23 protein-coding genes are annotated in these 24697 nt (G+C 58.1%); 9 read left to right on the top strand and 14 right to left on the bottom strand.

All coding sequences use genetic code 11. The features are described 5' to 3' along the window. Nucleotides 1-383: 383 nt before the first annotated feature. The 4 genes from rplA to WNY37_RS08540 form a co-directional block, all read right to left on the bottom strand. On the bottom strand, nt 384-1082 hold the full coding sequence (rplA, locus tag WNY37_RS08555) for a 50S ribosomal protein L1 (RefSeq protein ID WP_342973049.1): 699 nt from the start codon (nt 1080-1082) through the stop codon (nt 384-386). Between the two features lie 5 nt (nt 1083-1087). Next, on the bottom strand, nt 1088-1531 hold the full coding sequence (rplK, locus tag WNY37_RS08550) for a 50S ribosomal protein L11 (protein WP_342973048.1): 444 nt from the start codon (nt 1529-1531) through the stop codon (nt 1088-1090). A gap of 211 nt (nt 1532-1742) precedes the next feature. Continuing rightward, complete coding sequence (locus WNY37_RS08545; protein ID WP_342973047.1) at nt 1743-2585, bottom strand: M48 family metallopeptidase; 843 nt, start codon at nt 2583-2585, stop codon at nt 1743-1745. Between the two features lie 133 nt (nt 2586-2718). Continuing rightward, the gene (locus WNY37_RS08540) at nt 2719-4128 is read right to left on the bottom strand and encodes a hypothetical protein (protein ID WP_342973046.1); all 1410 of its coding nucleotides are present in this window, start codon (nt 4126-4128) and stop codon (nt 2719-2721) included. 179 nt (nt 4129-4307) lie between these two features. Between WNY37_RS08540 and WNY37_RS08535 the strand changes: the two genes are divergently transcribed. Together WNY37_RS08535 and WNY37_RS08530 are read left to right on the top strand one after the other, a co-directional pair. Next, entirely contained in the window at nt 4308-5120 is an 813-nt protein-coding gene (locus tag WNY37_RS08535; RefSeq protein ID WP_342973045.1) for an RNA methyltransferase, read from the top strand. Then, the gene (locus WNY37_RS08530) at nt 5117-6004 is read left to right on the top strand and encodes a class I SAM-dependent methyltransferase (RefSeq protein ID WP_342973044.1); all 888 of its coding nucleotides are present in this window, start codon (nt 5117-5119) and stop codon (nt 6002-6004) included. The genes WNY37_RS08535 and WNY37_RS08530 overlap by 4 nt, the downstream gene beginning before the upstream one ends. Nucleotides 6005-6013: 9 nt before the next feature. On the opposite strand, the gene WNY37_RS08525 is transcribed toward WNY37_RS08530, so the two are convergent. Beyond that, nucleotides 6014-8608 carry a response regulator gene (locus WNY37_RS08525; RefSeq protein ID WP_342973043.1) on the bottom strand — a complete coding sequence of 865 codons (2595 nt, stop codon included), beginning with the start codon at nt 8606-8608 and terminating at the stop codon, nt 6014-6016. 389 nt (nt 8609-8997) lie between these two features. Here WNY37_RS08525 and WNY37_RS08520 point away from each other — a divergent pair, with 389 nt between their 5' ends. From WNY37_RS08520 to WNY37_RS08510, 3 genes are all read left to right on the top strand, one after another. Continuing rightward, nucleotides 8998-10824: a L,D-transpeptidase family protein gene (locus tag WNY37_RS08520; protein WP_342973042.1), complete on the top strand. Its 1827-nt coding sequence runs from the start codon at nt 8998-9000 to the stop codon at nt 10822-10824. A gap of 3 nt (nt 10825-10827) precedes the next feature. Next, nucleotides 10828-11712, top strand: coding sequence for a D-Ala-D-Ala carboxypeptidase family metallohydrolase (locus WNY37_RS08515; RefSeq protein ID WP_342973041.1), 885 nt, complete (start codon nt 10828-10830; stop codon nt 11710-11712). Between the two features lie 79 nt (nt 11713-11791). Next, nucleotides 11792-12655: a tellurium resistance protein TerC gene (locus WNY37_RS08510; RefSeq protein WP_342973040.1), complete on the top strand. Its 864-nt coding sequence runs from the start codon at nt 11792-11794 to the stop codon at nt 12653-12655. Nucleotides 12656-12680: 25 nt separating this feature from the next. Here WNY37_RS08510 and WNY37_RS08505 read toward each other — a convergent pair whose 3' ends face one another. After that, nucleotides 12681-13727, bottom strand: coding sequence for a FliM/FliN family flagellar motor switch protein (locus tag WNY37_RS08505; protein ID WP_342973039.1), 1047 nt, complete (start codon nt 13725-13727; stop codon nt 12681-12683). Nucleotides 13728-14014: 287 nt separating this feature from the next. Next, nucleotides 14015-14431, bottom strand: a complete 417-nt coding sequence (gene dksA, locus WNY37_RS08500) for an RNA polymerase-binding protein DksA (RefSeq protein ID WP_342973038.1) — start codon at nt 14429-14431, stop codon at nt 14015-14017. A gap of 304 nt (nt 14432-14735) precedes the next feature. On the opposite strand from dksA, the gene WNY37_RS08495 reads away from it, so the two are divergent. After that, a complete protein-coding gene (locus WNY37_RS08495; RefSeq protein ID WP_342973037.1) occupies nt 14736-16007 on the top strand; it encodes a hypothetical protein in 1272 nt (423 codons plus the stop codon). Here the strand turns inward: WNY37_RS08495 and WNY37_RS08490 are convergent. From WNY37_RS08490 to WNY37_RS08480, 3 genes are read right to left on the bottom strand one after another with little or no spacing between them, the layout of a single operon-like run. Further along, on the bottom strand, nt 16004-16657 hold the full coding sequence (locus tag WNY37_RS08490; protein WP_342973036.1) for a MarC family protein: 654 nt from the start codon (nt 16655-16657) through the stop codon (nt 16004-16006). The genes WNY37_RS08495 and WNY37_RS08490 overlap by 4 nt on opposite strands. 10 nt (nt 16658-16667) lie before the next feature. Then, complete coding sequence (locus WNY37_RS08485) at nt 16668-16967, bottom strand: hypothetical protein (protein WP_342973035.1); 300 nt, start codon at nt 16965-16967, stop codon at nt 16668-16670. A 4-nt stretch (nt 16968-16971) separates the two neighbouring features. Further along, nucleotides 16972-17367, bottom strand: a complete 396-nt coding sequence (locus WNY37_RS08480; RefSeq protein WP_342973034.1) for a flagellar biosynthesis repressor FlbT — start codon at nt 17365-17367, stop codon at nt 16972-16974. A gap of 178 nt (nt 17368-17545) precedes the next feature. Here WNY37_RS08480 and WNY37_RS08475 point away from each other — a divergent pair, with 178 nt between their 5' ends. Then, nucleotides 17546-18412, top strand: coding sequence for a MoxR family ATPase (locus tag WNY37_RS08475; protein WP_342973033.1), 867 nt, complete (start codon nt 17546-17548; stop codon nt 18410-18412). 460 nt (nt 18413-18872) lie between these two features. On the opposite strand, the gene WNY37_RS08470 is transcribed toward WNY37_RS08475, so the two are convergent. Further along, nucleotides 18873-19613: a TlyA family RNA methyltransferase gene (locus WNY37_RS08470; protein ID WP_342973032.1), complete on the bottom strand. Its 741-nt coding sequence runs from the start codon at nt 19611-19613 to the stop codon at nt 18873-18875. A gap of 94 nt (nt 19614-19707) precedes the next feature. Between WNY37_RS08470 and WNY37_RS08465 the strand changes: the two genes are divergently transcribed. Continuing rightward, nucleotides 19708-20319, top strand: coding sequence for a superoxide dismutase family protein (locus WNY37_RS08465; protein WP_342973031.1), 612 nt, complete (start codon nt 19708-19710; stop codon nt 20317-20319). 9 nt (nt 20320-20328) lie between these two features. On the opposite strand, the gene WNY37_RS08460 is transcribed toward WNY37_RS08465, so the two are convergent. Together WNY37_RS08460 and arfB are read right to left on the bottom strand one after the other, a co-directional pair. Next, a complete protein-coding gene (locus WNY37_RS08460) occupies nt 20329-21072 on the bottom strand; it encodes an SDR family oxidoreductase (RefSeq protein ID WP_342973030.1) in 744 nt (247 codons plus the stop codon). Further along, the gene (gene arfB / locus WNY37_RS08455; RefSeq protein ID WP_342973029.1) at nt 21069-21506 is read right to left on the bottom strand and encodes an alternative ribosome rescue aminoacyl-tRNA hydrolase ArfB; all 438 of its coding nucleotides are present in this window, start codon (nt 21504-21506) and stop codon (nt 21069-21071) included. The genes WNY37_RS08460 and arfB overlap by 4 nt, the downstream gene beginning before the upstream one ends. A gap of 115 nt (nt 21507-21621) precedes the next feature. Here arfB and WNY37_RS08450 point away from each other — a divergent pair, with 115 nt between their 5' ends. After that, a complete protein-coding gene (locus tag WNY37_RS08450; RefSeq protein ID WP_342973028.1) occupies nt 21622-22218 on the top strand; it encodes an RcnB family protein in 597 nt (198 codons plus the stop codon). Nucleotides 22219-22575: 357 nt separating this feature from the next. Here WNY37_RS08450 and WNY37_RS08445 read toward each other — a convergent pair whose 3' ends face one another. After that, nucleotides 22576-24528, bottom strand: a complete 1953-nt coding sequence (locus WNY37_RS08445) for a lytic transglycosylase domain-containing protein (RefSeq protein ID WP_342973027.1) — start codon at nt 24526-24528, stop codon at nt 22576-22578. Nucleotides 24529-24697: the final 169 nt, after the last annotated feature.

The raw sequence follows: 24697 nt of genomic DNA, 5'->3' as shown, positions 1-24697 counted from the left end.
CGGGCGCCCGGGAAATCGCCTTCCACGGCCGGTTGGCCGCATCCAGCGCCTGCCCAGGGCCTGACGAAGTCGAACAACCAGAACACGTGCTCTGGCACCTCGATAGTCGCCTACCCCGTCTATCATGGGATTTCTGCACCTTGCGGCACCACCCATGGTCTTGGACAGGAAAACGGGAGTCCGCCGAAACAAATCGGTGACCTCCCGTCGAGCCGAGCCTGTTAACGCGGAAATTAATGCGCCGCAACCCCTCGACGGCAGAAAACATCATCGTCGATTGGTTTGGTTGCCTGCATTGCGTTTACTTTAAATCGGACTCGATAAAAAAGCAAACGCCCGGACCTTTCGGGCCGGGCGCATGCAATCTGTATACGAAGCGCCGACTAGTCGGCGGCGATCGCTTCAGCCGTGTCCACCTGGACGCCAGGGCCCATGGTCGAGGACACAGCAACCTTTTTCACATAGGTCCCTTTGGCACCCGACGGGCGGGCTTTGACCAGTGCGCCAACAAAGGCCTTGAAGTTCTTCTCCAGCGCTTCTTCGCTGAAGCTCGCCTTGCCGATGCCAGCGTGAATGATGCCCTGCTTCTCGACGCGGAACTCAACAGAGCCACCTTTTGCGTCTTTAACTGCCTGGCCAACATTTGGCGTAACCGTACCAACCTTCGGGTTTGGCATCAGGCCGCGTGGACCGAGAACCTTACCGAGGCGACCAACGATGGCCATCATGTCAGGGGACGCGATGACGCGGTCGAAGTCCATCTTGCCGTTCTGGACCTCTTCCATGAGATCTTCGGCACCGACGAAATCTGCGCCGGCTTCCTTGGCTTCTTCTGCTTTCGCGTCGCGAGCGAACACAGCAACGCGAACGTCCTTGCCCGTACCAGATGGCAGCGAAACCATGCCGCGAACCATCTGGTCAGCGTATTTTGGATCGACGCCGAGATTGACGGCAACTTCGATGGTTTCATCGAATTTGGACGTCGCATTGGACTTCACAAGCTTGATCGCCTCGGACACGCCGTAGGTCTTTTCTGCCTCAACCGTTTCGACGGCTGCGCGATATCTTTTTCCGTGTGCCATCTGCCTTACCCCACCACGTTGAGACCCATGGAGCGCGCGGAGCCTTTAATGATCTCCGTGGCCGCATCGAGGTCGTTTGCATTCAGGTCAGGCATTTTCATCTCGGCAATCTCGCGGCACTGGGCCTCGGTCACCTTGCCGGCAACGTCCTTGCCAGGATGCTTTGCGCCTGAGTTAGGCTTGCCGATCTTGAGACCAGCAGCCTTCTTCAGAAGAACGCTCGCAGGGGGCGTCTTCGTTACGAAGGTAAAGGACTTGTCCTGATAATAGTCGATCACGACCGGAATCGGCAGGCCCTTCTCCAACTTTTCGGTCTTCGCGTTGAAGGCCTTACAGAATTCCATGATGTTGATGCCGCGCTGACCGAGCGCAGGACCAACAGGTGGAGACGGGTTGGCCGCACCGGCCGGGATCTGGAGCTTGAGCTGCCCCAGGAGTTTCTTCGCCATGATATCCTCTCTGGCTTTGTAGGGCCGGTGGTCTTTCGATCCGGCCGCCTTTCGTTTGAGGTCCCGTGGTACAGCCCGGTAATGGTCTTGTTTTACCGGCACTTCCCACAGGAAGTCCGCCCCATCTGGAGCGAAGCGCGGCATACACACGAAAAGACCCGACAGGTCAAGCCTGCCGGGTCAGTTCGCAACGACGTTGTCGCTCGCGCGATCAATAGCCTTTTTGCTGAATATACTTGCGGATCTGTTCGCGCCGGTACTGCGGATTGGGGTGGGTAGACAGGAAGTCGGCCGTACGCTGTCCGCCGGACGCTTCCATGACTTCCCAAAGCCGGACCGCAGCGTCAGCATCATATCCGGCGCCGTGCATGTAATCGACGCCCCGCAGGTCCGCTTCGAGTTCGGCGTTCCGGCTATAAGGAAGTACGACGCCGAGATTGGCTGCGACACTTCCCAAGGCGCTGACCTGATCGGCGCTCACGGCACCATTCGATCCGCCGGCAAGTACAGCGCCGCCGAGCTGTACGGCCGTTGAAGCCGCCGCGGCTCGGGTCGCACGCTGGTTGGCGTGGCGGTAAATGGCGTGGGCAACTTCATGGCCGAGAACGGCGGCAAGCTGGTCGTCATTCTCAACGATGTTCAGCAGACCCGTGTAAACGCCCACCCGGTTGCCTGGCATAACGAATGCGTTGACCTGGTCGGAATCAAACACCTGAACGTCCCAAGGCTCTCCAGCTTTCGGCGTCGCAGCTGCGACACGTGACCAGACGCGCTGTACCCGCTGATACTGCGCCCCCGAGCTTAGCGTTGGGGTTTCGGTTTTCAGTTCCTGCCAGGCCTGGGCCGATAGCTGGGACAATTGATCATCGCTATAGGCTGCGAATTGCTGTTCGCCAGTGTACGGGTTGGTCGTACAGCTCGCGGCGGTGAAGAACACGCCAGCGACGGCAACCGTAGACACCAGCGCTTTTGCGACGCCGCCAGCAGACCCTATCCATCGGCGAGGTGTCGCCCCTTCTGTATTTGTGATTGCTGTGTCGCTGAATTCTGGCATCGTTCGCCTCCGCTTGGCATGATCTTCGTCTGCCAGCATTAACTACCTAACTGGCATCTCGTTCAATCAAAATCCGATTTTCTTTCAACTCATCTGAACGGGGCCTGAAAGCAGCGATGCGCTTCATCCACATTCAGCTTTCGACGGCCGTGAGCTCCTTCGCCTGGCCGATCCAGCCTTCCCGGCTCACGCGTCCGGCAAAATTGAGCTGACGGTCAATCCAGGTCTCATTCTCATCGGTCCATTCTGCTATCTGAGAGAAATGCCAGATGCCGTAATCATTCAGAATCGTCTGTATGCGCGGGCCTATGCCCGTGATGAGCGTCAGATCATCCGGCATGCCATTCGGCTTGTCGAGCGCGGCTGGCTGCTCGCCATGCTGCACTTCGACTGGCTCTTCAGAGTCTGAAGTGGGGTCCGAATCGGGCTGTTCGTCATCTGAATCGCTCGGCTCGTCGTCTGCTGTATCAACGCTTTCAGGCTCGGCTGCCTCTGTCGCTTCAGCTTCTGCGGCATCCTTCGCATCGAGCGCCTCCAGCATTTTCTCAGCTGGATGCACATCGCTGTCTTCGGTGTCGCTTTCCTCATCGGACTCTTCAGACGAATCCACGACGTCCTCATCAACGACATCGACTTCACCCTCAGTAGAGGACACCTCTTCGTCATTATCGTCTTCCGCCTCGAATGACGACGCTTCGTCAGGGTCTTCATCAGCCACAACTTCGTCTTCTGTGACATCGGGTGATAGTTCTGGCGCAGTTTCGGGCGTTGGAGAAACTTCACTTACATCGACCGCGCTGGCCGGGGCGGAGTCTTCGGCCTGGTCTTCCTCGTCGGGGCGTTCTTCAAAGTAAGCGAGACGCCCTTCCAGGTACCGGTTGCGCCATCTCAGGCGAGCCAGTTCTTCATCGACCGCGCTCGTATCGGCCTGAGGGGCAGCCGCCTGTTCAGCTTGCGGCGTTGCGTCTTGCACCACCACCTGCTCTTCCAGGGCTGCCACGCGCGACTTCAGATAGTCGACCTGCCAGACAAGTTTGTCCTTTTCGCTGTCTTCTTCGTCATCAGCCTGCTGCGTCGTGTCTGATGATGAGGTGGGCACAGCGGTGCCAAACTGGTGTACTTTTGCTTCGAGTTCGCCAACGCGCTCCTCAAGAAAGGAATTGCGCGACTTGAGGGTCTCAACCTCTTCGCTGTCACTTGTCGGTGTCGCTTGAGAACGCGCACCACCTCTCAACGAATCGAGTTCGGCTTTGGCTGAACCGAGCTCGGCAGCCATGCGCTGTATCTCTTCATCCCGCTCGCGGATTTCGACTTCCAAGTTGGTCGACCCAGCCGCGCTTTCGCGCTGCTTGCGCTGAGCCGCGTAGAGGGAGTCGAGTTCACCGCGCACCTGCTCCAGTTCGGTGATCGCAATGTCACGCTCCACGGTTGCCCTGCGTTTACTGCTGGCGCTCATGCCTCCACGGATGATCCATGCGAGCAGGAAACTGATGAACGCGGCCCCGCCTATCGCGAACCACATATATTCTTTTACGAGTTCCATTTGGAAAACGGCTCCTTAATCGAGTCGCCTAAGTGACAGGTGAGTCGTGTTCTGAAAAAGGCAAAGTTGCGACGCTGTCCCCTGCAAATGCGGCTCTTTCCTTCGAATTGGACCGGTTAACGCAATATGATGCATGCCGCATCAATTGTTTTCAGGCAAGTCTGTGCTAAACGCCGCCCATGTCGATACCCCCGGAAATCATCTCCAGTTCCTCCAATCCCCTGATCAAGACGTTGCGCGGACTTGAGCGGAAAAAGGTGCGCGCAGAAACGGGCTTGTTTCTCGCTGAAGGCGCTCGCCTGGTCGAGCAGGGACTGGATGCCGGCTGGGATCTGGACAGCCTTGTGGTGTCAACATCCGGCGCAGAGCGCGGTTTCATGCCCGCCTTGATTTCAAAAGCAAAATCTGGCGGTGCGCGGGTGGTTCAGGTGCCTGACAGGCTGGCTGGACAGATTGCCCGCAAGGACAATCCTCAAGCCGTGATCGGAGCCTTCAGGCAGCGCCACAAACCGCTTGGCGAATTAGACGCAACCGCGCAGGATTTATGGGTCGCGCTCTATGAAGTGCGCGATCCGGGCAATCTCGGCACGATTCTGCGCACCGCCGACTGCGCGGGCATTTCTGGCGTGGTTTTGGTCAATCAGTGCTGCGATCCCTACAGCGTCGAAGCGGTTCGGGCCTCAATGGGGTCTGTTTTCGACGTCGAATTCGCGCACGGATCAATCGAAGACTTCGCCTCATGGTCCTCCAATGCCGGATTGTCCGTTGTCGCTGCCAGCGTTAAAGGCACGGCCCGACACACAGAAATCGACATGAAACGCGGAACCGTCATTCTCATGGGTAATGAGCAGGCCGGCATCCCCCCCGATGTGGAAGCTGAATGTGACACACTCTGCCTGATCCCCATGCGTGGCGGCGCCGACAGCCTCAACCTCGCGCAGGCGACAGCTATCATGACTTATGAGGCGTGGCGCCAGAGAGATTTTTCATGAAATACGACCAGACCCTGTTCCTCGCTGACAACTGGACAGACTACGCCCTGCTCGACAGCGGTGATGGCTTCAAACTGGAGCGATTTGGCAATCAGCGCATAATCCGCCCGGACCCTCAGGCCTTCTGGAAACCTCACAGGCCGGTCTCGGACTGGAAGGCCGATGCGCACTTCGATGCCAAGGCAGGCGACGATGAGCGTGGCCAGTGGCGCAAGCTCAATGCCCAGGCACCCGATACCTGGCCGATGGAATGGGAAGGGCTAAAATTTCACGCACGCCGGACGCCTTTCCGACATCTTGGTCTCTTTCAAGAGCATTCGGTTCACTGGGCTTTTGCGGCAGAGCAGATCAAGCGCGCGCCCTACCCGACTAAAGTCCTGAACCTGTTCGGCTATACGGGCATGATGTCGCTTGCCTGCGCGCAGGCCGGCGCGGACGTTGTGCACCTCGATGCCAGCCCAAAATCCAATGGCTTTGGCAAGGAGCATCAGGACATGTCCGGCCTTCAGGATCGCACCATCCGCTGGATCGCCGATGACGCCATGAAGTTCGTTTCCCGCGAAAACCGCCGTGGAAACAAGTACGACGCGATCATTCTGGACCCGCCAAAATTCGGGCGCGGTACGAAAAACGAAACCTGGCGGTTCGAGGAAGACCTGCCGGGCCTGCTCGATGAGGTTGCAAATCTGCTCGTCGAAAAACCTCTCTTCGTTATCCTGACGGCCTACGCTGTTCGACTGTCTCACATTGCCCTGGCTCAGGCCCTCGGCGACCGACTTGAGCCGTTTGGCGGCCGGATTGAAATGGGCGAAATGGCGATCCCCGAACAAAAAAGCGGCCGGATGCTTCCGACCGCTATCTGTGCGCGCTGGCGCGCTGACTAGTCCGCGAAACTAAGCCGCTTCGCGCTCCTTACGAACGCCGAGCTGCTGCTTCACGCGTTCGGCAAGCTGGCGAACGCTGAAGGGCTTCGGCAGGAAGGACACTTCACGGTCATCATCGAGCTTCTTGGCCAGATCACGCTCGGCATAGCCGGAAATAAAGATCACGCGTGCATCACCAAGGTACTCTTTGGCTTCGCGAATGAGGGTCGGCCCGTCCATGCCCGGCATGACCACGTCGGAGATCACGAGATCGAAAGATCCGGATTCATCTTGGAGAATTTCCAGCGCCTCTTCGCCATCCTGAGCAGACATGACTTCATAGCCGCGAGAAATGAGATGCATCACAGCAATATCGCGGACGCCCTTCTCATCTTCAACCAGCAGGATGCGGCCGCGGCCCGAAATGTCGACCGGGCGGTGGTCGACGGCTTCTTCTTCAGGGCCGACAATCTCAGGAACCGGAATCTCGTCTGCCTTGAGCGCGGGCAGGTAAATCTGGAAAGTCGTCCCTTTGCCGACTTTGGAAATCGGACAGACATAGCCTTCTGACTGTTTGATGATGCCGTAAACTGTGGCGAGGCCGAGACCTGTGCCCACGCCGACATCTTTCGTCGTGAAGAAGGGTTGGAAAATCTTGTCGAGAATATTGGCAGGAATACCGTGGCCGTTATCGATCACTTCGACGAGGAGATACTCACCGTCCTCGACATAGTTGAACCCATGCTTGTGCGCGTCTTCTGCCGTTGCGCGAGAGGTGCGGATGGTCAGCTTTCCTCCGGTTTGGCCTGATAGCAGCATCGCGTCGCGGGCATTGGTCACAAGGTTGATGATCGCGGTCTCGAGCTGGTTCTTGTCGGCCTTGATGTAAGGCAGGTTGCGACCATGCAGCGTGTCGAACTCAATCCGCTCGTCGAGAATCTGACGCAGCAGAATACTGAACTCGGACAGGAAGTCGGTGACGTTGAAGACTTCGCGCTTGAACGTCTGCTGGCGCGCATAGGCGAGCAGCATATGGACGAGGTCTTTCGCGCGGACCGAGAACTCATGAATGGATTTCAGGTTCTCATAGGATGGATCGCCAACCGGGTGACGCGTCATCAGGTCATCATTGTTGAGCATGATGCCGGTCAGCACATTGTTGAAGTCATGCGCGACGCCGCCTGCAAGCTGGCCGATCGCTTGCATTTTCTCGCCTTGAGCGAGACGCAGTTCGAGCTCTTTCTGCTCTGTCATGTCGATGATGTAGGCGACCGATGGCTGCCCAACATTGTCGAGCGTCACGAACACGTTGACGGACTTAGGCTCATCACCGGCCAGTTTCAGGCCGACGGGCTTGTCGATGGCATCAACGAGCTTGGAAGCAAGGCTGTCAGAGCCTGTGCCTTCATCGACGAACAGGTCGGAGAATTTGGTGCCGGGGGCAGAGCGCCCTTCAGCCATTTCAAGCAGCGCCTTGTTGGCATCCAGGATGATGGCGGCTTCTACCGAATTGCCTTCGAGACGAACGGCACCGAATGGCGCATCGTCGAACATTGGGTCGCCATCCGGGCGAGCCGGCCGGCTGGCAGACGCGGCGAGAAAACGCCCCTCGCCTGCAAGCTGTGACTGGCTGTTTGCGACGACGACAGTCCGCCCCTGAGCCTCGACGCCCTTGCCGGACCATGTTGTCATGGTCTGAACCGGCATTTCGACACCATCGCGCGTGCGAAGCATGATGTTTGCGCGTCCCGGCGCACCAGATTTCTTGTCTCGCGCCAGCATCTTCACGAACTCTGGGCGCATGATGTCGTCCAAGCGGACATTCTTTGCTGTCTCAGGCAGGCCGATCATCTCGCGCAGCCAACCATTCGCATAGGTGATGGTGCCATCAGGCTTGGCAGCGAAGAAGCCAAGCGGGGCATCTTCGACGTAAAGCGCTTTCATGTCTGCTGCGCCGGTCGCGGCCTCCGCACCATTGATGCGGCGCAAACGCCAGAGCACGCGGCTGCGCGGCAGCGGCGCAACCGACACTTCGTACTGCACCGGCAGCGAATCGGCGCCAATCGTCATGGCGGGCAGGACTTCGCGGTGTGTCTCACATGCCTTTGCCGCCTTGGAAAGCCTGAATACCGGCGCGGCCAGTCCAGGGCTCGCGCTGAAAATGCGATCAACCGTTACCGGACCGGCAGAATCCTGCTGGCCGGTAAGCGCGATACGCGTCAAATCACGATAGGGTTCATTGGCGGAAATCGGAGCTCCGCCCTGATCTGCGATCAGGACCGCTTCGTCCAGCGACTCAATCCATCCAAAACGCGGGGTTGCGGCATTGATGGCTTCAGCGGCCGCTCCCTTGTCCGGGAAAAGACCAAGGCGGCGGCCCGCCCCTTTTAGCACCCAAAGCAGGAACACCATGCCGCCAGCGGCCATGGAGATCAGCAAGACCGGTCCGGTACCGCCAACAGCGTCAGGCCAGGCAATCGCAACCGAAGCAGCAGCCACAGCAATCAGAAGGCAGCCCCAGAATGCGAGTTGCAGGAGGTCGAGCCGACTCATCGGCTGCTCCGACAGGATCGTCTCGTCAGCGGCGATATCAAGATTGTCCTGCTTGCTGCCTGATGCCGTCATGAAAGCCTTACTCCTATCGCCGCGTTCAAGCGTTCTGCGTTTGCGTCGATTCGTTTATTCTACACCACTCCGGAAGCGCGCGCACGCCCGGGATTCGATCACTGTTTGTTGCAGGCATTTGTCGACCGGAAAGGTTAATCAATCCAAAAGCGCTGTTAATCGAATCCATAAAATTTCAGAGGGATTCACATGAGCTGCGCGCCTTAGCCTGCGGCTCGCCATGCTCCGGTCAGCGCGAAAGCTCCCTGTGGCGGGCTCATCCGCACACTGAATTTTGCCCACCCTGCAAGGCTTTCTGGTCGGCCATCACCGCCATTACAGCGCATCAGGCGGAACAAGAAGGTGGTGTCCTCCGTTTCAGTGCCAACAGAAAGTCATTCGAGGATATCATGAAACCGATCCTGCTAACTGCTCTCATTGCAACAGTTTCGCCGATCGCGCTGGCCCAGCAGAGCGCGACTGACCCCACAGTCCCAACGATTGCCAAGGCTGAGCAAGCTGCAATGGTCGGTGCCTCCGTCCAGGCCCCGCTGCCCAGAGCGATTGAGACGGCCGTCATGGACGACTGGATCGAAAATGAGCTGGGTAGCGACGTGCATGCCAGCGTCATTGAAGGCGCACGCCGGGCCTATGCCCAGACCATGTTTGAACCCATCTGGACGGAAGACGGTGCGAAGGCACTGAAGTCCTTTTCACGCAATCTCTTTGAATATGGCCTGACCAGGAACGACGTCCTCGATGCCAATCTCCAGACCCTGATATCCAAGCGTTTTGAATCAGAAGACGACGCCGAACGCGCAGAAGCGGACCTGGCGCTGTCAGCAGCATGGCTTCGTATGGCGGCAGCCATAAGCGGCGGCATGACTGACGAAGGCGAAGCTGACTCCTCCGAGATTGATGCAGCGACGTATTCTGCTCTGCCAGAAAACCTGATTGAGGCCGGCAAGGGCAAAGTGAAATCAGCTCTGGAATCCTATGAGCCTGATTACCCACAGTACAACAAGCTGATAGATGCACTCGCCCAGTATCGAGAGATTAGAGCCGATGGTGGTTGGCTTGCGATCCCCGATGGCGACGTTATCGAGGCGGGTGATACCGACGCTCGCATCCCAGCGATCCGGCAGCGGCTTGCTGCTGAAGGCTATGACTCCGAGCGCTCGCTCATCACGCTTGTTGCGTCAGCGATCAAGGCTGGATCCAATCCGGATGCCCCGGCTGAACCCGTTGCTGCGGCCTCCGAAGTGAACGTGCTCGACGCGGAAAGCGTCGAAAAGGAGGTCAATCCTGAAATCTATGACGAAAAGCTCGTCAACGCCGTGAAAGAATTCCAGACCCGTCAGGGCATCGAGCCAGACGGTGTGGTCGGACCGTCCACGCTGGCGGCGATGAATGAAAGCGTCGACTCCAAGATCGCACGCATTGCCGACTCTCTGGATCGCTGGCGCCATCAGGGGGCTGTCGATAAAAAATACGTGTGGGCCAACATCCCGTCATATACAGCGGAAGGCTGGAAGAACGGTCGTCGTGAAATCGCGATGAAAACGATTGTCGGCATGGAAAGCCGTGAGACGCCGATCTTCAATGACGAGATCGAATATGTGGTCGCCAATCCAAACTGGTACGCGCCGGTCAGCATCGTGAAACGCGACAAGCTGCCAAAGCTCCAACGTGATCCAGGCTATGCCCAACGCGGCAACTTCAAGATCTATGACCGGGCAACGGGTGAAGAGGTCAGCGCCTATTCCGTGAACTGGAATGACCCCTCTTCAGCCGAGAAATACCGCCTGGTCCAACAGTCTGGTTCGAACAATGCACTCGGCGAACTGAAGATCATGTTCCCGAACCAGTACTCGGTTTATCTGCACGGCACGCCAAGCGTCAGCCTGTTCGACAAAGCCGAACGCGCATTCAGCTCTGGCTGCGTACGCCTTGAAAATCCGACAGAAATGGCGAAATGGCTTGCCGAAGGCGATGCCGAAGCCAATCCGGAAGTTCTCGAGGACGCCGTCGAAGACAATCTCCATGAACGCTTCGAGTTCGCGTCGAGAATCCCTGTCCACATCACCTATATGACCGTCACGGTAAATGATGATGGCACCGTCAATTTCTGGCGCGACATCTATGATCGCACGGAAGGCATCAAGCAGGTTGAGAAATTTGCGCCTCTTTACGAAGCCGAAGAGCCGATTACGACCGCTCAGAACAATCAAGGATAAACGATGCTGAAACTGATCGTACTCGCCGCCGTTTGGAAGATCGCGGCAGCGGCTGGCGGCGCAACTGAAGCGGAGACGCCTCTCCAGATCAATGGAGAGGCGTTACCCTATTCGCAGTGGCACGTCATGGCGATGCCAGGCGATACGATTTCGTATGACGGTGCGTCCCGGCTTCAGCCCTTCCTGGACGACAGTAGCGTTGACAGCGATGGCAGCCTGACAGCACCAGACCAACCAGGCATCTACGATCTCGAATTTCGAACCCGCTCAGGCGATGTCGTCGCGGACCTTGCGCTCTTTGTCCTGGAACCGTCGAGCAGGATCGACGCTGATGGGCGTCTGAATGGCTATCGCATCGGCCAATATCCGGAAAATGAACCAAAAGGCTTTATCCGGCTCGATGAAGGCTATGGTGATGTGAATGTTTCACCCAGCTTTCGCATCGGGCAGTTTCTCTGCAAGCAGCAGCCGGATCACTGGCCTAAATACCTGCTGATATCGAGCGATAATCTCGACCGGCTGGAACATTTGCTCGCGGCTCTCAATGAGGATGGCATCACCGATGCTGACACGTTCTTTGTGATGAGCGGCTACCGCACCCCCTTCTACAATACGGCAATCGGTTCGGCGAAGCTGTCGCGGCACATGTATGGTGACGCCACTGACGTCTATGTCGACGTCTCTCCCAAAGATGGCATCATGGATGACGTGAACCGCGACGGCGCCCTCAACAAGGAGGATGCCAACTTCTTCTTTGACTATGCCGATGAGTTGTTCTCAAAAGGCGACGTTTCCGCTGGTGGTCTGGGTAGTTACGGATCCAATGCCGTTCACGGCCCATTCGTTCACGTCGATGGAAGAGGCCGCAAGGCGCGGTGGGGACGATAGACCAAGCTGACCGCTTGCATGTGAGGGCAAGTCCCGACAAAAGAATTATAGCGAATGGAATTGAACTCAGGGGGCAGGCATGCCGGAAATATTTGGCGATCTTTTCACGCTGAGCGGATTTTTCACTTTCCTGATGCTGCTCTTGTTGCAGGCTGTCCTCGGCTTCGACAATCTCCTCTATATCGCGATCGAGTCCAAGCGCGTCGGTGACAAAGCTCCGATGGTGAGACGCTGGGGCATCGGCCTCGCCATGTTGTTCAGAGTGGTCTTGCTGGTGATCATCGTCAGCCTCTTCGGCCTCCTGGCAGAGCCCCTGTTTTCAATCGCGATTCCCAAGGTTCTGGACGGCGAGTTCACCTTGCAATCCTTGGTCACGCTGATTGGCGGCGGGTTCATCATCTACACGGCCATCAAGGAAATCACGCACTTGCTGACGGTGGATGACTTCGGTCACTCCAAGGACGGCAAAAAGAAATCCGTGACGCAGGCGATCCTGCTGATCGTTGCCATGAACCTCGTCTTCTCGTTCGACTCGATCCTGTCAGCGATGGCGATCGCGAATGTGAAAGAGACGGTCGATGGTGTTACGGAAACGCGGTATCAGGTGACGATCATGACGGTTGCTATCATTGCTTCCGGAATCGCGATGATGCTGATGGCCGACTATGTCGCCGACTTCCTGCATCGAAACCGGATGTACGAAGTGCTCGGGCTGTTTATCCTGTTCCTGGTCGGCGTGCTGCTGGTCACCGAAGGTGCCCACCTCGCCCACATGCACATCTTCACATTCCCGATCGATGCGATGTCAAAGTCCAGCTTCTACCTGGTGGTTGGAGTTCTGGTTATCACAGACATCATCTCTACAAACTTCCAGAAGCGGCTTTGGGCGCAACGTGAAGCAGAGCTGCGGGTCGTGCGGGAAGCGAAAGGCGACGACCACTAGTCGCCAAGGCGCGTGACGCCCCGCTCTAATTGCGAGCGCGGCTCACGCGGACAGCCATTCGATCACCTTTGCGGCCGATCTCGCCTTCGAAAGCAGGCACCCCGTCACGCCCTCCCGAGAGGAGCTCAACCGGCTGATCCGCAGGCAGGCCAAGCAGCAACGTGTCGCCCGGCTTCATCTGCGCCAGTCGGCTGACAGACACGCTGAGCGATGCGATTCTCGCTGTCAGCAAAGCCGTCATGGGCGGCTTGTTCGCGGGTGCATTCACTTGAGGCTTTCCGGCCAGGCGCAGCTTGGCGATGGAAAACAGATCGAGGCTGGCGGCCCCCGTTTCCATCTCCACCGAGAAAGCGCGATGGTGGGCTTTATCGTCCGCCACGATTGATGCCGTGTAAGCAGCATCCGTCTCTATGCAGACCAAGCGGCAATCAGGCGCAAAGGCCTTGCTGAGCGGCGCGACAAGCTGCTCCAGAAGCGCACAATCGATCGCGCTGAGCGTCCGGCCGCCTGCATCAGCACTCCCGCGTCCTCCGCAGGCAAAGGACACAAGTTGCTCGGCCAAACGACCCGGAATCGCCAGGACATGCGCGACATCGCCATCTTCGGGCGCAAAGCAGGCAAAGGCAGCAGACTGTCCTGCCTGCGTTTTGAGTTCTGATTCAAGCGAACAGGCCGGATGGCTGGCTTCAGCTCGAACCGCGGCCTTCAACCCGGCGACATGGCCAAACAGCAGCGACAATCGCGCCGCGATCTGCCGGGCGTCTTCGTCCGGGCCGGATGGCTGCGTACCGAAATCGGCGTCAAACTTAACCGGTGCAGGGCTTTCAGGCGCGGCTTCACTGTCATTGATCTTTGGCAGGTTTGGACGCAGCAAAGCTTCGATTTCAGCTTTGGAGAGGATGCCGCGTGTCGTCGGCAGCTTGAAGCCTTCATCATCCACCGGGCGTGGTTTGCGATAGGCTTCAGTCAGGTCGCGCATAACGGCGCGCTCACGCCGTTCAGACATGGACCAGTCACCTGAAGTGTCTTTCACTGCGTTCTGCATGTCTGCCCTGTCAGCTTCGATGGTCATTCTGGTGCCGCGCTGGTTAATGAGACGTTAGTATTTCGGAGTCCGTCGCATACAGAATCAGTTTTTCCGCATTAAAATTGCGGTCAAACCCTAATCGATCAGCCGATTGTGTTAACCAAGCCACACCAAGTTTAATCTGTCAGAAACGAACCGATAAGGTTTGATTCGGATTCACGTGGCACATTGCTCTCAACGGATCGGCACACATAACCGCCGGGCGTTGGGTGATAAAAAACGGCAGAGGTCTTCGTGACCCCTGCCGTTTTGATTTTCAGCTAGGCTTAAGTTCAATCGTCGCGAACGGTGCGTTCCTTACGCTCGTGGCGCTCTTGTGCCTCCAGGCTCAGCGTCGCGGTCGGACGCGCTTCGAGACGGCGCAGATTGATCGGCTCTCCGGTCTCGTCGCAATAGCCATAAGTGCCTTCATCGATACGGCGCAGCGCTGCATCGATCTTGGCGATCAGCTTGCGCTGGCGGTCACGGGTGCGCAGTTCAAGCGCCTTGTCGCTCTCTGAAGAGGCGCGGTCCACCAGGTCAGGAAGGTTGCTGGATTCTTCCTGCAGATTGTTGATGGTGGATTTCGTCCCGTTAAGAATATCGGTTTTCCATTGCTCCAGGCGAGCGCGGAAAAACGCCTGCTGACGGGAGTTCATGAACTCCTCATCATCGCTGGGGACGTAGTCGTCGATCGTAGAATCAGACATAGCCTTTACTCCCTCTCACACGGCGGGCCTATACTGCGTGTCGCCGTCATGCGCAATTGCGGAATGCATTTTGCGTGCCGGGTCGTGTCTCATAAGATTGCGGCGTGAATCGGCCAATAAACCGACACTTTCATCATATTGATGCTGCTGGAATGTATTCGCAGGCTTGCTATCCACCGGCCTGCCGTGCCGTATAAGAATCGCCGTGCTCGCGAGCGCGCTGTATAGCTTCAAACCCAGGTCCCGTATGGCCCGAATTCGAAAACGCAGGGATAAAGATCGCAACGGCACATGGCGTCAGGCCTTGCTATTCAACAGTCTTCTCCTGCTGCTCGTCGTTCTCGGCACGCGCGTTCTGACAAATGCCTATACCGCTGAAAGCGTTGGCGACGTCCCGGATATCCAGGCTCGAAACGAAACCCGCAAGGAAATCGATGCTGCCTTCCAGACCATTGTCCCCAAAGGCAATGTCGCCCGCGCCTTTTGGGCCGATCAGATCGCACGGGAACTTGGGTCGCGCGACTTCTCGGCTGCACGCGGTTACCTGCTAGCGGCGCCTGTGATGCTGGAACGCGATGATTCCCGCGCCATCCTTGCAGCAGCTGACGCCGAGGAGTCAGGCTCGCAGGATCAGCGCCTCACCAAAGCCGCCCTGCTCTTCCTGCCCAATGAGGTTCGCGCCAGCTATCAGAGAGCGATTGAACCGCCGCGCGTCGACATGAGCCCCCAGGTTGGCGAGGAGCAGCCAGTCGTCGCCGGTGAAGAGACCGAAATTCCGCCTGCTGAAGACGATACGGAAGCGGCCCCCGAAGGCGCAGAAGTGACAGATGGCCCGGACGAGGCTGACACAACAGCAGAGGCCGAACCGACGCTGACCGATGCGCCGCGCAGCGCTACATTTTCCATGGTTGGCGACCGAACTGATCTGGTTCGCCGCTCACAGCGCTGGGTCAACAACGAGTCGGTGAATAGCCTGCTCCTCCGCCTTAGCGCGATCAGCCTCATCAAGGTCAGTGAAGATGACCAGGCCGACACCTATGCCGCCGCCACCTCAGTCTTGCGCGCTGCCAGTCGTGCAAACAGACTGACCGTGGACTATTCAGAATATCTTGAAGGCAGGATAGAGCGCGCCATGCCAGCAGACACCACACTCGCCGCTGTCAGGAATGCGTTGTCGGCAGTCGCCCCGATGAGCCAGCTCGAAGACCAGGTTCTGCAGGCCTATGAAGCATCCATCGATCAGGAAGGCCTCAACCGCCTGCAGCGGGATCTGCGCGCCATCGCGCGGATTTCGTCGCTGACCAGTCCGGCCGGCGCCGTTACCCTGCTTGAGACAGCCGAATCCCCAGAAGACGTGCGCAAGCTGCAACTCATCGCCGAAGCTGGCGGCGACAGGGCCGTGGCTCTGACAAAACAGATCGGTCCGAAGGTCATCGGGCTTGCCCAAATTGGCATCAAATGGTCGATCGAACTGACCTTGCAGCTAATGGCGATTGCCGGACTTGCCCTTGCGCTGGGCTGGACGGCCCTGTCGGCGGTCAGCAATGCGCGTCCCGTGCGCCATTACCGACGCTAGCCTGCCGGAACGGAAATTCCGAACGCGCCGATAATCCCGTCAATGATCAGCTGAGTCGACAGTGCGGCCAGAATAACACCGAAAATTCGCGTGATGGCACCAGCGACGCTCTCGCCCATCGCGCGGACCAATGGCGTCGCAAGCAGGAAAACGACCAGGCAGACCAACATGTTCAGGGCAATCGCTGAAAGCACCATGGCTTTGTGGCTCCACTCAACCGCCTGTGTCATGAAAAGCATGGCTGTTGCGATGGACCCCGGCCCGGCAAGCATGGGAATGCCGATCGGAAACACCGAGACATCGTCGGGCTCTTCATGCTCCTCCAGATATTCATCCGCGCGGGATTCGCGGCGCTCTGTGCGCTTTTCGAAAACCATGTCGAGCGCGATGAGGAACAACAATACGCCGCCAGCCGCACGAAAGGCGTCGATTGTTATGTGCAGCTGGTCCAGCAACCACGCGCCGAAGAAAGCGAAGCCGAAAATGATCAAGGTTGCGACAAAGATCGATCGCACAGCCATACGGCGGCGATAGGCAGCGTTGCCGCGCGCCGTGAGGGACGCGAAGATTGGCGCAACGCCAAGCGCATCGATCAGAACGAAGAATGTGACAAAAGATGCGGTGAAAATGGAAAAAAGGTCGCCGGTCATGGCCCGCGCCTTAGTCGGACTGCCTGAGCGCGTCCAGTATCTCTTCCACAAGCGGATGCAAGGCTGGCTTGCCAGAACGCAGGTGCTGCGCACTTTCGATGGCGTCACCGTCAGCGATCATCTTGATCAGGCGGACGCCGCGAGCCCGCTGTAGCAGGCCGTCTAGATCGCTTTGATCTTCGGGCTGTCCAATGACGCCGCCGCCAAAGTCGATCCGGATGGATGTGTCGGCCTTGCCGGACTCCAGAAGTGCAATCGCCTCGTCCAGCGACAGAACTTGACCGTCAAGCGATACGGGCTGTCGAGGCATGACGCTATTCATCGCGCAAATCCGGTGTAGGGAGTTCTCGTTCCAGTTTGCGGCAGGCGCCGATCGCTCGGTAGAGCTGGCCCGACGCCACAAACCGGCTGATCATCATGATCTCTTCCTGCAGTTCTTCTGTCGGCGCATCACGGACAATATTCGCGAGCGCCACAACACACGCATCATAGAGCGGCCCATCGGTTTCACCGGTCAGATACATCTGCATGACCGCGAAATAAGCGGCTTCAAAATTGGTGTTTACTTCTTCAGGAAACATGACATCTCGTTCTCGCAATATGCGGGCCTTTGTTTCAAGCAGGAGGGTGCTACGGCGCTCTCCATTACGGATAACCGCTCCATTCACGACCACAGCTTCGGCCGGCTTGAGTGACAGCTTGAGAGGCATTTTGCCCTCCCCCCCGGATATTTCCTACCGAATCAGCCCGTTAAGTAAACATCTCATTGGTTAATACGAGCTTGCATTTTTAATCTGTACGAATTGACGCAGAGGCATGGACAGGCGAAGGTTGCCCTGCCCATCGCCATGCTTATCATCAGTACTGATAAAAGTATTGGAGACCCGAATGCGCTTTGAAGGCACCCAGGATTACGTTGCAACAGAAGATTTGAGAGTGGCCGTCAACGCCGCCATTGCTCTGGAACGCCCACTGCTGGTGAAGGGTGAACCTGGAACCGGCAAGACCGTCCTCGCGATCGAAGTCGCCAAAGCGCTCGGCGTTCCACTGATCGAGTGGCACATCAAATCGACGACCAAGGCGCAACAAGGCCTTTACGAATACGACGCTGTCAGCCGCCTCCGCGATGGTCAGATGGGCGATGAGCGCGCCAAGGACGTCGCCAATTACATCAAGAAGGGCAAGCTGTGGGAGGCTTTCACCTCCGAAGAGCGTCCGATCCTTCTGATCGACGAGATCGATAAAGCTGATATCGAATTCCCGAACGACCTCCTGCAGGAGCTCGACCGGATGGAGTTCTATGTCTACGAGACCGATCAGACCGTGAAAGCCGTCCAGCGGCCGATCGTGATCATCACGTCGAACAATGAAAAGGAATTGCCGGACGCCTTCCTGCGCCGCTGTTTCTTCCACTTCATCAAATTCCCTGATGAGCAGACGATGCAGGAAATCATCGAGGTCCACTATCCGGGGATCAAACAGAAACTGGTGAAAGAGGCACTGACGACCTTCTATTCCATGCGCGAAGTGCCGGGCATGAAGAAGAAGCCGTCTACCTCAGAATTGCTCGACTGGCTCAAGCTCCTCATGAATGAGGATGTCGATCTTGAGACCATGAAGGAGAACGATCCGGACAAGCTCACCCCACCGCTACACGGCGCGCTCCTTAAGAACGAACAGGACGTCGCGCTCTTCGAACGCCTCGCCTTCCTCTCGCGCCGCGAAAACAGCCCGCGCAGGGGGCCGGCGGGCTGACAAAGTTGTTCATTACAGCCACCCCCGTCACCAAGGTTGACGGACCCTGATTTTGACAGCCAGTTTGGTCGCGACGCGTCTAAGTCGGCCGATAAGCGACCGATTTGGGGATCGCCGCGGTCTCTGATTGGAAATGAAACCAGGGTCAATGCGTGGAGGAGGCGGCCCCATTCTCCACGTAGCTAGATAGTCATCGACTTCCGGCTGAACGCTCCGCCTGGCCTCCAGTGAAGACAGCCTATGGACGCGAAGAAGTTTGTCATAATCCGTCAATTCGTGGCGGATGTGCGCTGCGGCAATCGAATATAGAAACCTGGTTGAATAGGCAGAAGTTGCGGTCTTGCCGGCGTAGCGGGCAACGAGGTTTTCACAGGTGCGCGCAGGCATTCCAGGGAACATTCGGCGAAGATTTTTTCGAAGGGGTGAGGGGCGAAGAACGATCTCTTGATGAGCCAATATTTCAGTCAATCCTGCGCTCACCGTAGACCAGCCGCTCGGCATTCCCGTCCCCGCCTCGGATCGGGCTGCCGGTGCGGCCTGCCACGCGCCACCCCTGCTCCGCCAGCGAGACACAGAAAGCCTCCTCCGCCCGCGCCGCCGCCACCGCATCGCTGACAAGTCCGCCCTTCCCGACATGCGCCCGCCCGACCTGGAATTGCGGCTTGAACAGGCAGACCAGCTCGGCCTCCTCCGCCGCCAGCGAGAGCGGCACGCCCAGCAGCTTCTCCAACGCGATGAAACTCGCATCGCAGACGATCAGAGACGGCGGCTCGCCCAGCATGTCGCCCGTCAGCGCCCTTGCATCCGTCCCTTCCAGCGACGTCACACGCGCATCGCCCGCAATCTTTTCGTGAAGTTGTCCGCGTCCGACATCCACAGCCACGACCGACTTCGCACCGCGCGACAGGAGCACATCGGTGAACCCACCTGTGGATGCCCCAACATCCAGGCAGTGTCGGCCAGTCGGATCGACCTCGAACACGTCGAGCGCATGGGCCAGTTTCACCCCTCCACGGGATACCCATGGATGGGGCGCAGACGCAACAATGCGGTCCGATGGCGAGATCTGCTGTGACGCCTTCAGCACGGGCTCACCGTTCACTTCAACGCATCCGGCAAGGATCGCGGCCTGCGCAGACGCTCGGCTGTCATAATGGCCGAGGCTGACCAGCACCTTGTCCGCCCTGTTCTTTCCGGTCACTATTTTATCCTCATTGGAACGTGCGGCGATTGCTGCGCGTTCGGTAGATTACCGATCGATTTTGGTCCGCAGAAAGATATCGAAGGAGTTCCCCATGTCACGCGCACTCGCTCTTGCTTCTACAGTTGCAACCTTTTCCATCCTGTTTGCCTGCTCACAGCAAGCATCCACGGCGCAGGAGGAAGAGGCAGCCCCCTCTGAACCCGCTGGCGAAGAGATCGAAATAGCACCAGACACGACCGGCAATGAATCCCTTCCGTCCATGATGCGCGCCACGGGCGACCTGCTCGGCGATGACGGCTCCACAATTGGATCAATCAACATGATCGAAGGGCCAAACGGCATTGTGATGGAAGTCTCAGTCGATGAAGGCGGTCTGGAGCCGGGCTGGCATGCTATCCACTTCCACCAGACAGGAGACTGCTCCGACACCGGCGAGTACAAAGAATCCGGCGGTCATGTCGGCAAGTCTGAAGGCGGCCATGGCCTGCTCAATCCGGACGGGCCAGAGCCAGGCGATCTGCCGAACCTCTACGCGTTCGAAGATGGTTCGGTCCATTACGAGACCTTTACTGACATCATATCGATCTCAGACGTGCTCGACGATGATGGGGGTGCCATCATTATCCATGAGGGTCGCGACGATCATCTCACCCAGCCCATCGGCGGCGCCGGCGGCCGGGTCGCCTGTTCGGTCGTTCAATAGAGCAAGAGGTCAGAGTGTCAGGCCGCCATCAGCAATGATGGTCTGGCCTGTCACATAACTTGCCAGCGGTGACGCCAGGAAGAGCGCGACGCCTGCCATGTCTTGCGGCGTGCCAAGCCTGCCTTGAGGGATCGCTCGCAGAGACCCGGACAGGCGCTTCTCATTTTTTGTCGTGACATGCGTCAGCTTGGTCTCGACCAGGCCCGGAGCAAGACCGTTGACGCGGATACCCTCCCCTGCCCAGGCAGCGCCAAGCGTCTTCGTCAGCCCGACGGCAGCATGCTTTGAGGCTGAGTAGGCAGGCGTCCCGATCGTAGCGCCAAATCCCGCAACAGAGCTGACGATAATGACACTGCCCTTAGATGATATCAGCGGAAGCTTCAGATTCCGCGCCACGTCCATCACACTGTTGATGTTCACATCCATCACGGCGTCCCAGCCAGGGCGTTCAAATTCCTCGCGATTGTAACGCACAATCCCCTGGCAGAGGACGAGGACATCAAGCGCAGAGATTTTTGCTGTAGCCTGGTCGACCTCATCACGGTTGGCGACATCGACCTGAACATAATCAAGGCCCGACAGGTCTGAGCCTTTTACGCCCGCATAGTCTTCGGCTGTTTTTCGAGTCCCCCAGACCGTGACATCGGCGCCGGCCTCCCGGAAGGCTTGCGCAATGCCGTTCCCGATCCCGCTTGATCCGCCGACGACGAGCACATTCTTGTCGCTAAAATCCAGCATTTCTCTGACGCTCATAAGTCTCTCTTTTTTATTTTTTCGCGGAGCGCTTTCTTCTCGCCGAGCTCTTTCTTGGCTTTGATACGCCGCTCAATCGCACCGCGCCCGGGCCGAGTCGGAATTCGGCGCTTCTTCTTTTGTGTCGCCTTCCGGATCATCTGCGTCAAACGTTCCCTCGCGGCATCGCGGTTTCGCGGCTGCGATCGGTGCTCGCTGGCGTCGACGATAACCTCACCGTCTTTGGTAATCCGGTTTTTCCAGAGACGGTGGAATCGCGCCTTCACGGCTGGCGGAATCGAAGACGCATCGACGTTCCACCGCAGCTGGACCGCGCTTGAAACCTTGTTCACACTCTGTCCGCCCGGCCCGGAGGATCTTGTGAAGGTTTCGACAAGCTCCCAGTAAGGCACTGATATTTCGTCATTTATTTTCAAATCTTGCGAGGCTGTCATGATGAAGGGTCTGTTCAGCTAGGGTTCAAGCTTGCACCAATAATATTGTGCGAAGGTTTCGCGTCAGGAACCAGCAATCTGCCGGAGTTCCGGTCAATTCTGAATGGAGGCTTGAATGGCTCTCTTGTCTATTATTTCGCGCATAGGCGCAGCAGGCGCCCTGGCGTTTGCAACACTTGCTCCCGTTGCCGCCGCCGATGATCGCGGACGTGGCGACCGGGGCGGGCACTATGATCGCGGTGATCGCGGACACCGCGGCGACCGTGGACACCGAGGCTGGGACCGCGGACGTCATCACAACGACCGCGGCTGGGACCGTGGCCGCCATCACAACAATCGTGGTTGGGACCGTGGACGCAACCATCATCGCGACTGGGATCGCGGCCGCAATTATCGCCGTCATAACAATTACCACTATCGCGCACCACGCGTGGTGAACCGCTATTACTACACCACACCAAGCTATTACCGCCCGCGCCCGGGTATCTCCTTCCACTACAATTCGGGCTATTACCATCCGCGCTATACGATCGGCGGCTACTATTCCTATGGCCCGCGCACGGTGATCATTCGCGACTATGACCGCTATGGCCTGTACCGCCCGCCGCACGGCCATCACTGGGTTCGCGACGGCTACAATGGCGACGCCGTCCTGGCATCGGTAGCAACGGGTGCCATTATCGGCCTCGCTGTCGGCATCATGGCGCAATAAGTCAGCGGCAGAAACAGACCGATTAAAATCCAGCCTGGCGACATTTTGTTGCCGGGCTTTTTCTTTGTTCATCTTCCATTAGGCCCGAGTCATGTTTTAATTGACCTGCACGCGACCCTTTCGCGGTCAGTGCTTTGTTTTCAACAGCTGAAAGGAGGTGATCCAATGTCTAGTGAGAAACCAGGAGCGGGAATTGGATCCGTTCGTGCTGGTAGCCTTGGAGAGCAGCCTCTCTCTGTGCGCTAGCACTGACTAAGGGTCAGACTTGATCTGGCCAGGATTCAGAGCCCATCCGGCTCACGGAGGCCACCCGTTTCGGGTGGCCTTTTCGTTTGCGCGCCGTATTGGCGACGGCCGCTAATTGGCGGATGGCAGTGAATTCCACATCCGGCCGCGATGAAGGTCAGAGCTGAGCTGGATGTCGACGCTCTCCTGCGACAGGCGCTGGCGGTACACCTGCGTGTTCTCAAGCACACGCTGGACATAGTTGCGGGTTTCAGAGAACGGAATGAACTCGACCCAGTCAATCGGATCGACTTCGCCAGTCCGGGGGTCGCCATATTCCTGCACCCAGCGTTTTGGACGCGACGCGCCGGCATTATAAGCCGCCGCCGTCATGATGTAGCTGCCATTGAACTGGTTCAGCAGGGTATCGAGGTGCGCCCCGCCCAATGTCATGTTGTAGCCTGGATCGTCAGTCAGCCATGAGGTCTTGAAGGGCAGCCCCATGCTGCGCGCTTCTGCCTGCGCGGTACGCGGTACGAACTGCATCAGCCCGCGCGCATTCGCATGAGACACAGCCGACGGGTTCATTTCGCTCTCCTGGCGCGACAGGGCGTACATCATTGCGCGTTCGACGCGAGGCTCGCGAAGGAGCTGATAGTCCGGAACCGGGAATGCCGCCTCGGTTGCCACGATCCCCTTGGCCAGGCCTGCCTTGGCCCCCCGAACGCCGATATCGGCGTACAAATAATCCGAGGCCAGATCAGACAGCAGCAAATAGTCTGCCTCGCTGTCGAGCAAATCATCGAGATGGTAGGCAAATTGCCGGAATTCACCGGACTCGCCATTTTCGGCCAGAAGCTTCAAGGCGCGAACCAAGGGGCGCTGGTTGAAAGCCTCACGTTCGGTGTCGGTAATTTCCGACTGCGCCTGAAGGTACAGCTGCGCCTTGCCGACCTTTTCGGCCGCCAGTTGCCCGTAATAGACGAACGGGTACTTGGCCGCTTCTTCGTAAGCCACCTTGGCTGCGTCCGCATCATTCAGCGCTTCATGCGCCCTGCCCTCCCAATAGAATGCGCGGGCGAGGCTGATTGGCGTCGAGACGTTCTCAGCGAGCGTCTGGAAGTGACCGAGCGCCCGGGCAGGCTGATTGAGGTGCCGCAGCGCGATCCAGCCGGAAATCCATTCGGCTTCCGCGAAGTCGGTTCCGTCGCTCATTCCGTGCGGGGCGGCTAGCGCATAAGCGGTCTGGAACTGGCGCTCTTTCAGGGCGGTGCGAATGGCTAGGTTTCGCTCACCCCAAAGATTATCGCGCCCCGCTGGTGGGACGTCAGCGCCGTTTATTTGCGTGAGAAGCGGGACATAGGCACTTTCATCCTGCCTTGCGCGCCGGCGCCACTTTGCCCGGTCGTACAGCATACCAGGATGGTTCTGCAGGCTGGCGGGGACGGCATCCACTGCCGCATCGACCCCGCGCGCCCGCGACTGAAGGCGAATTCGCGCCTCGGTGAGCCGCGTCCAGTCGGCGTTCAGATATGGCATGAGCCTGCGCGCAGCGGTGTGCTGCGCCGTCCACATCAGGAAGTCGGCGCGCTTTTGATGGTCTTCCTGGGTCAGGTTGCCACCATAGGTCGCCAGCACGGTCGAGGTTTCGCTGGAGTCCAGCGTGTTGCCGTGCCAGGCGTCGCGGATGGTCTCGACAGCCTTGTCGGTCTGGCCTGTCCGGCGATAGGCGTCCGCCAATGCGAGGCGTCCGGATCCGGAAATCGGTCCACCCTGCTTCTCAAACCATGCAATTCGCTGCTCATTGTTGAGCGCTGACAGACTGATGGCCTCTTCAGCGCGAACCTGGACGCTTCGCATCCGCGGCCAATCACCCTGTGTGCTGAGCAGGCCGTTCAACTCGTCGAAGGACATTTGAATGTCGCCGCGGCCCCGATACCAGAGAATCAGCTGGCGCACTGTTTCATCCCGGGCCTGCGCTTCGAGTGAACGCACCGTCGACCAGCTACCGCTATCAACCGCATCGATCGCGCGGCGCAGAATGCCTGCATCCGTGGTCGAAACGACGTTGGATGCTGCAACCATATCCGGCTTCAAGCTGGGCGCTGTCGGTATGGCGGCCGAGCTACCTGCTGTAATTGCAGCAAGCATTGCTGCTGCAAGAGTTGCCCTTGATGTGCTAACGCGCATAAAGCCCTGCCTGTTTCCTTAAAGGTGCCGCCGTGCCAAACACGATGACATCGATTCCTTCTCA

The sequence above is a fragment of the Henriciella sp. AS95 genome, from assembly GCF_038900055.1.
Taxonomy (GTDB): domain Bacteria; phylum Pseudomonadota; class Alphaproteobacteria; order Caulobacterales; family Hyphomonadaceae; genus Henriciella.
The sequence above is the reverse complement of the archived record's forward strand: the minus strand, read 5'-3'. Positions and strand labels throughout refer to the sequence as shown.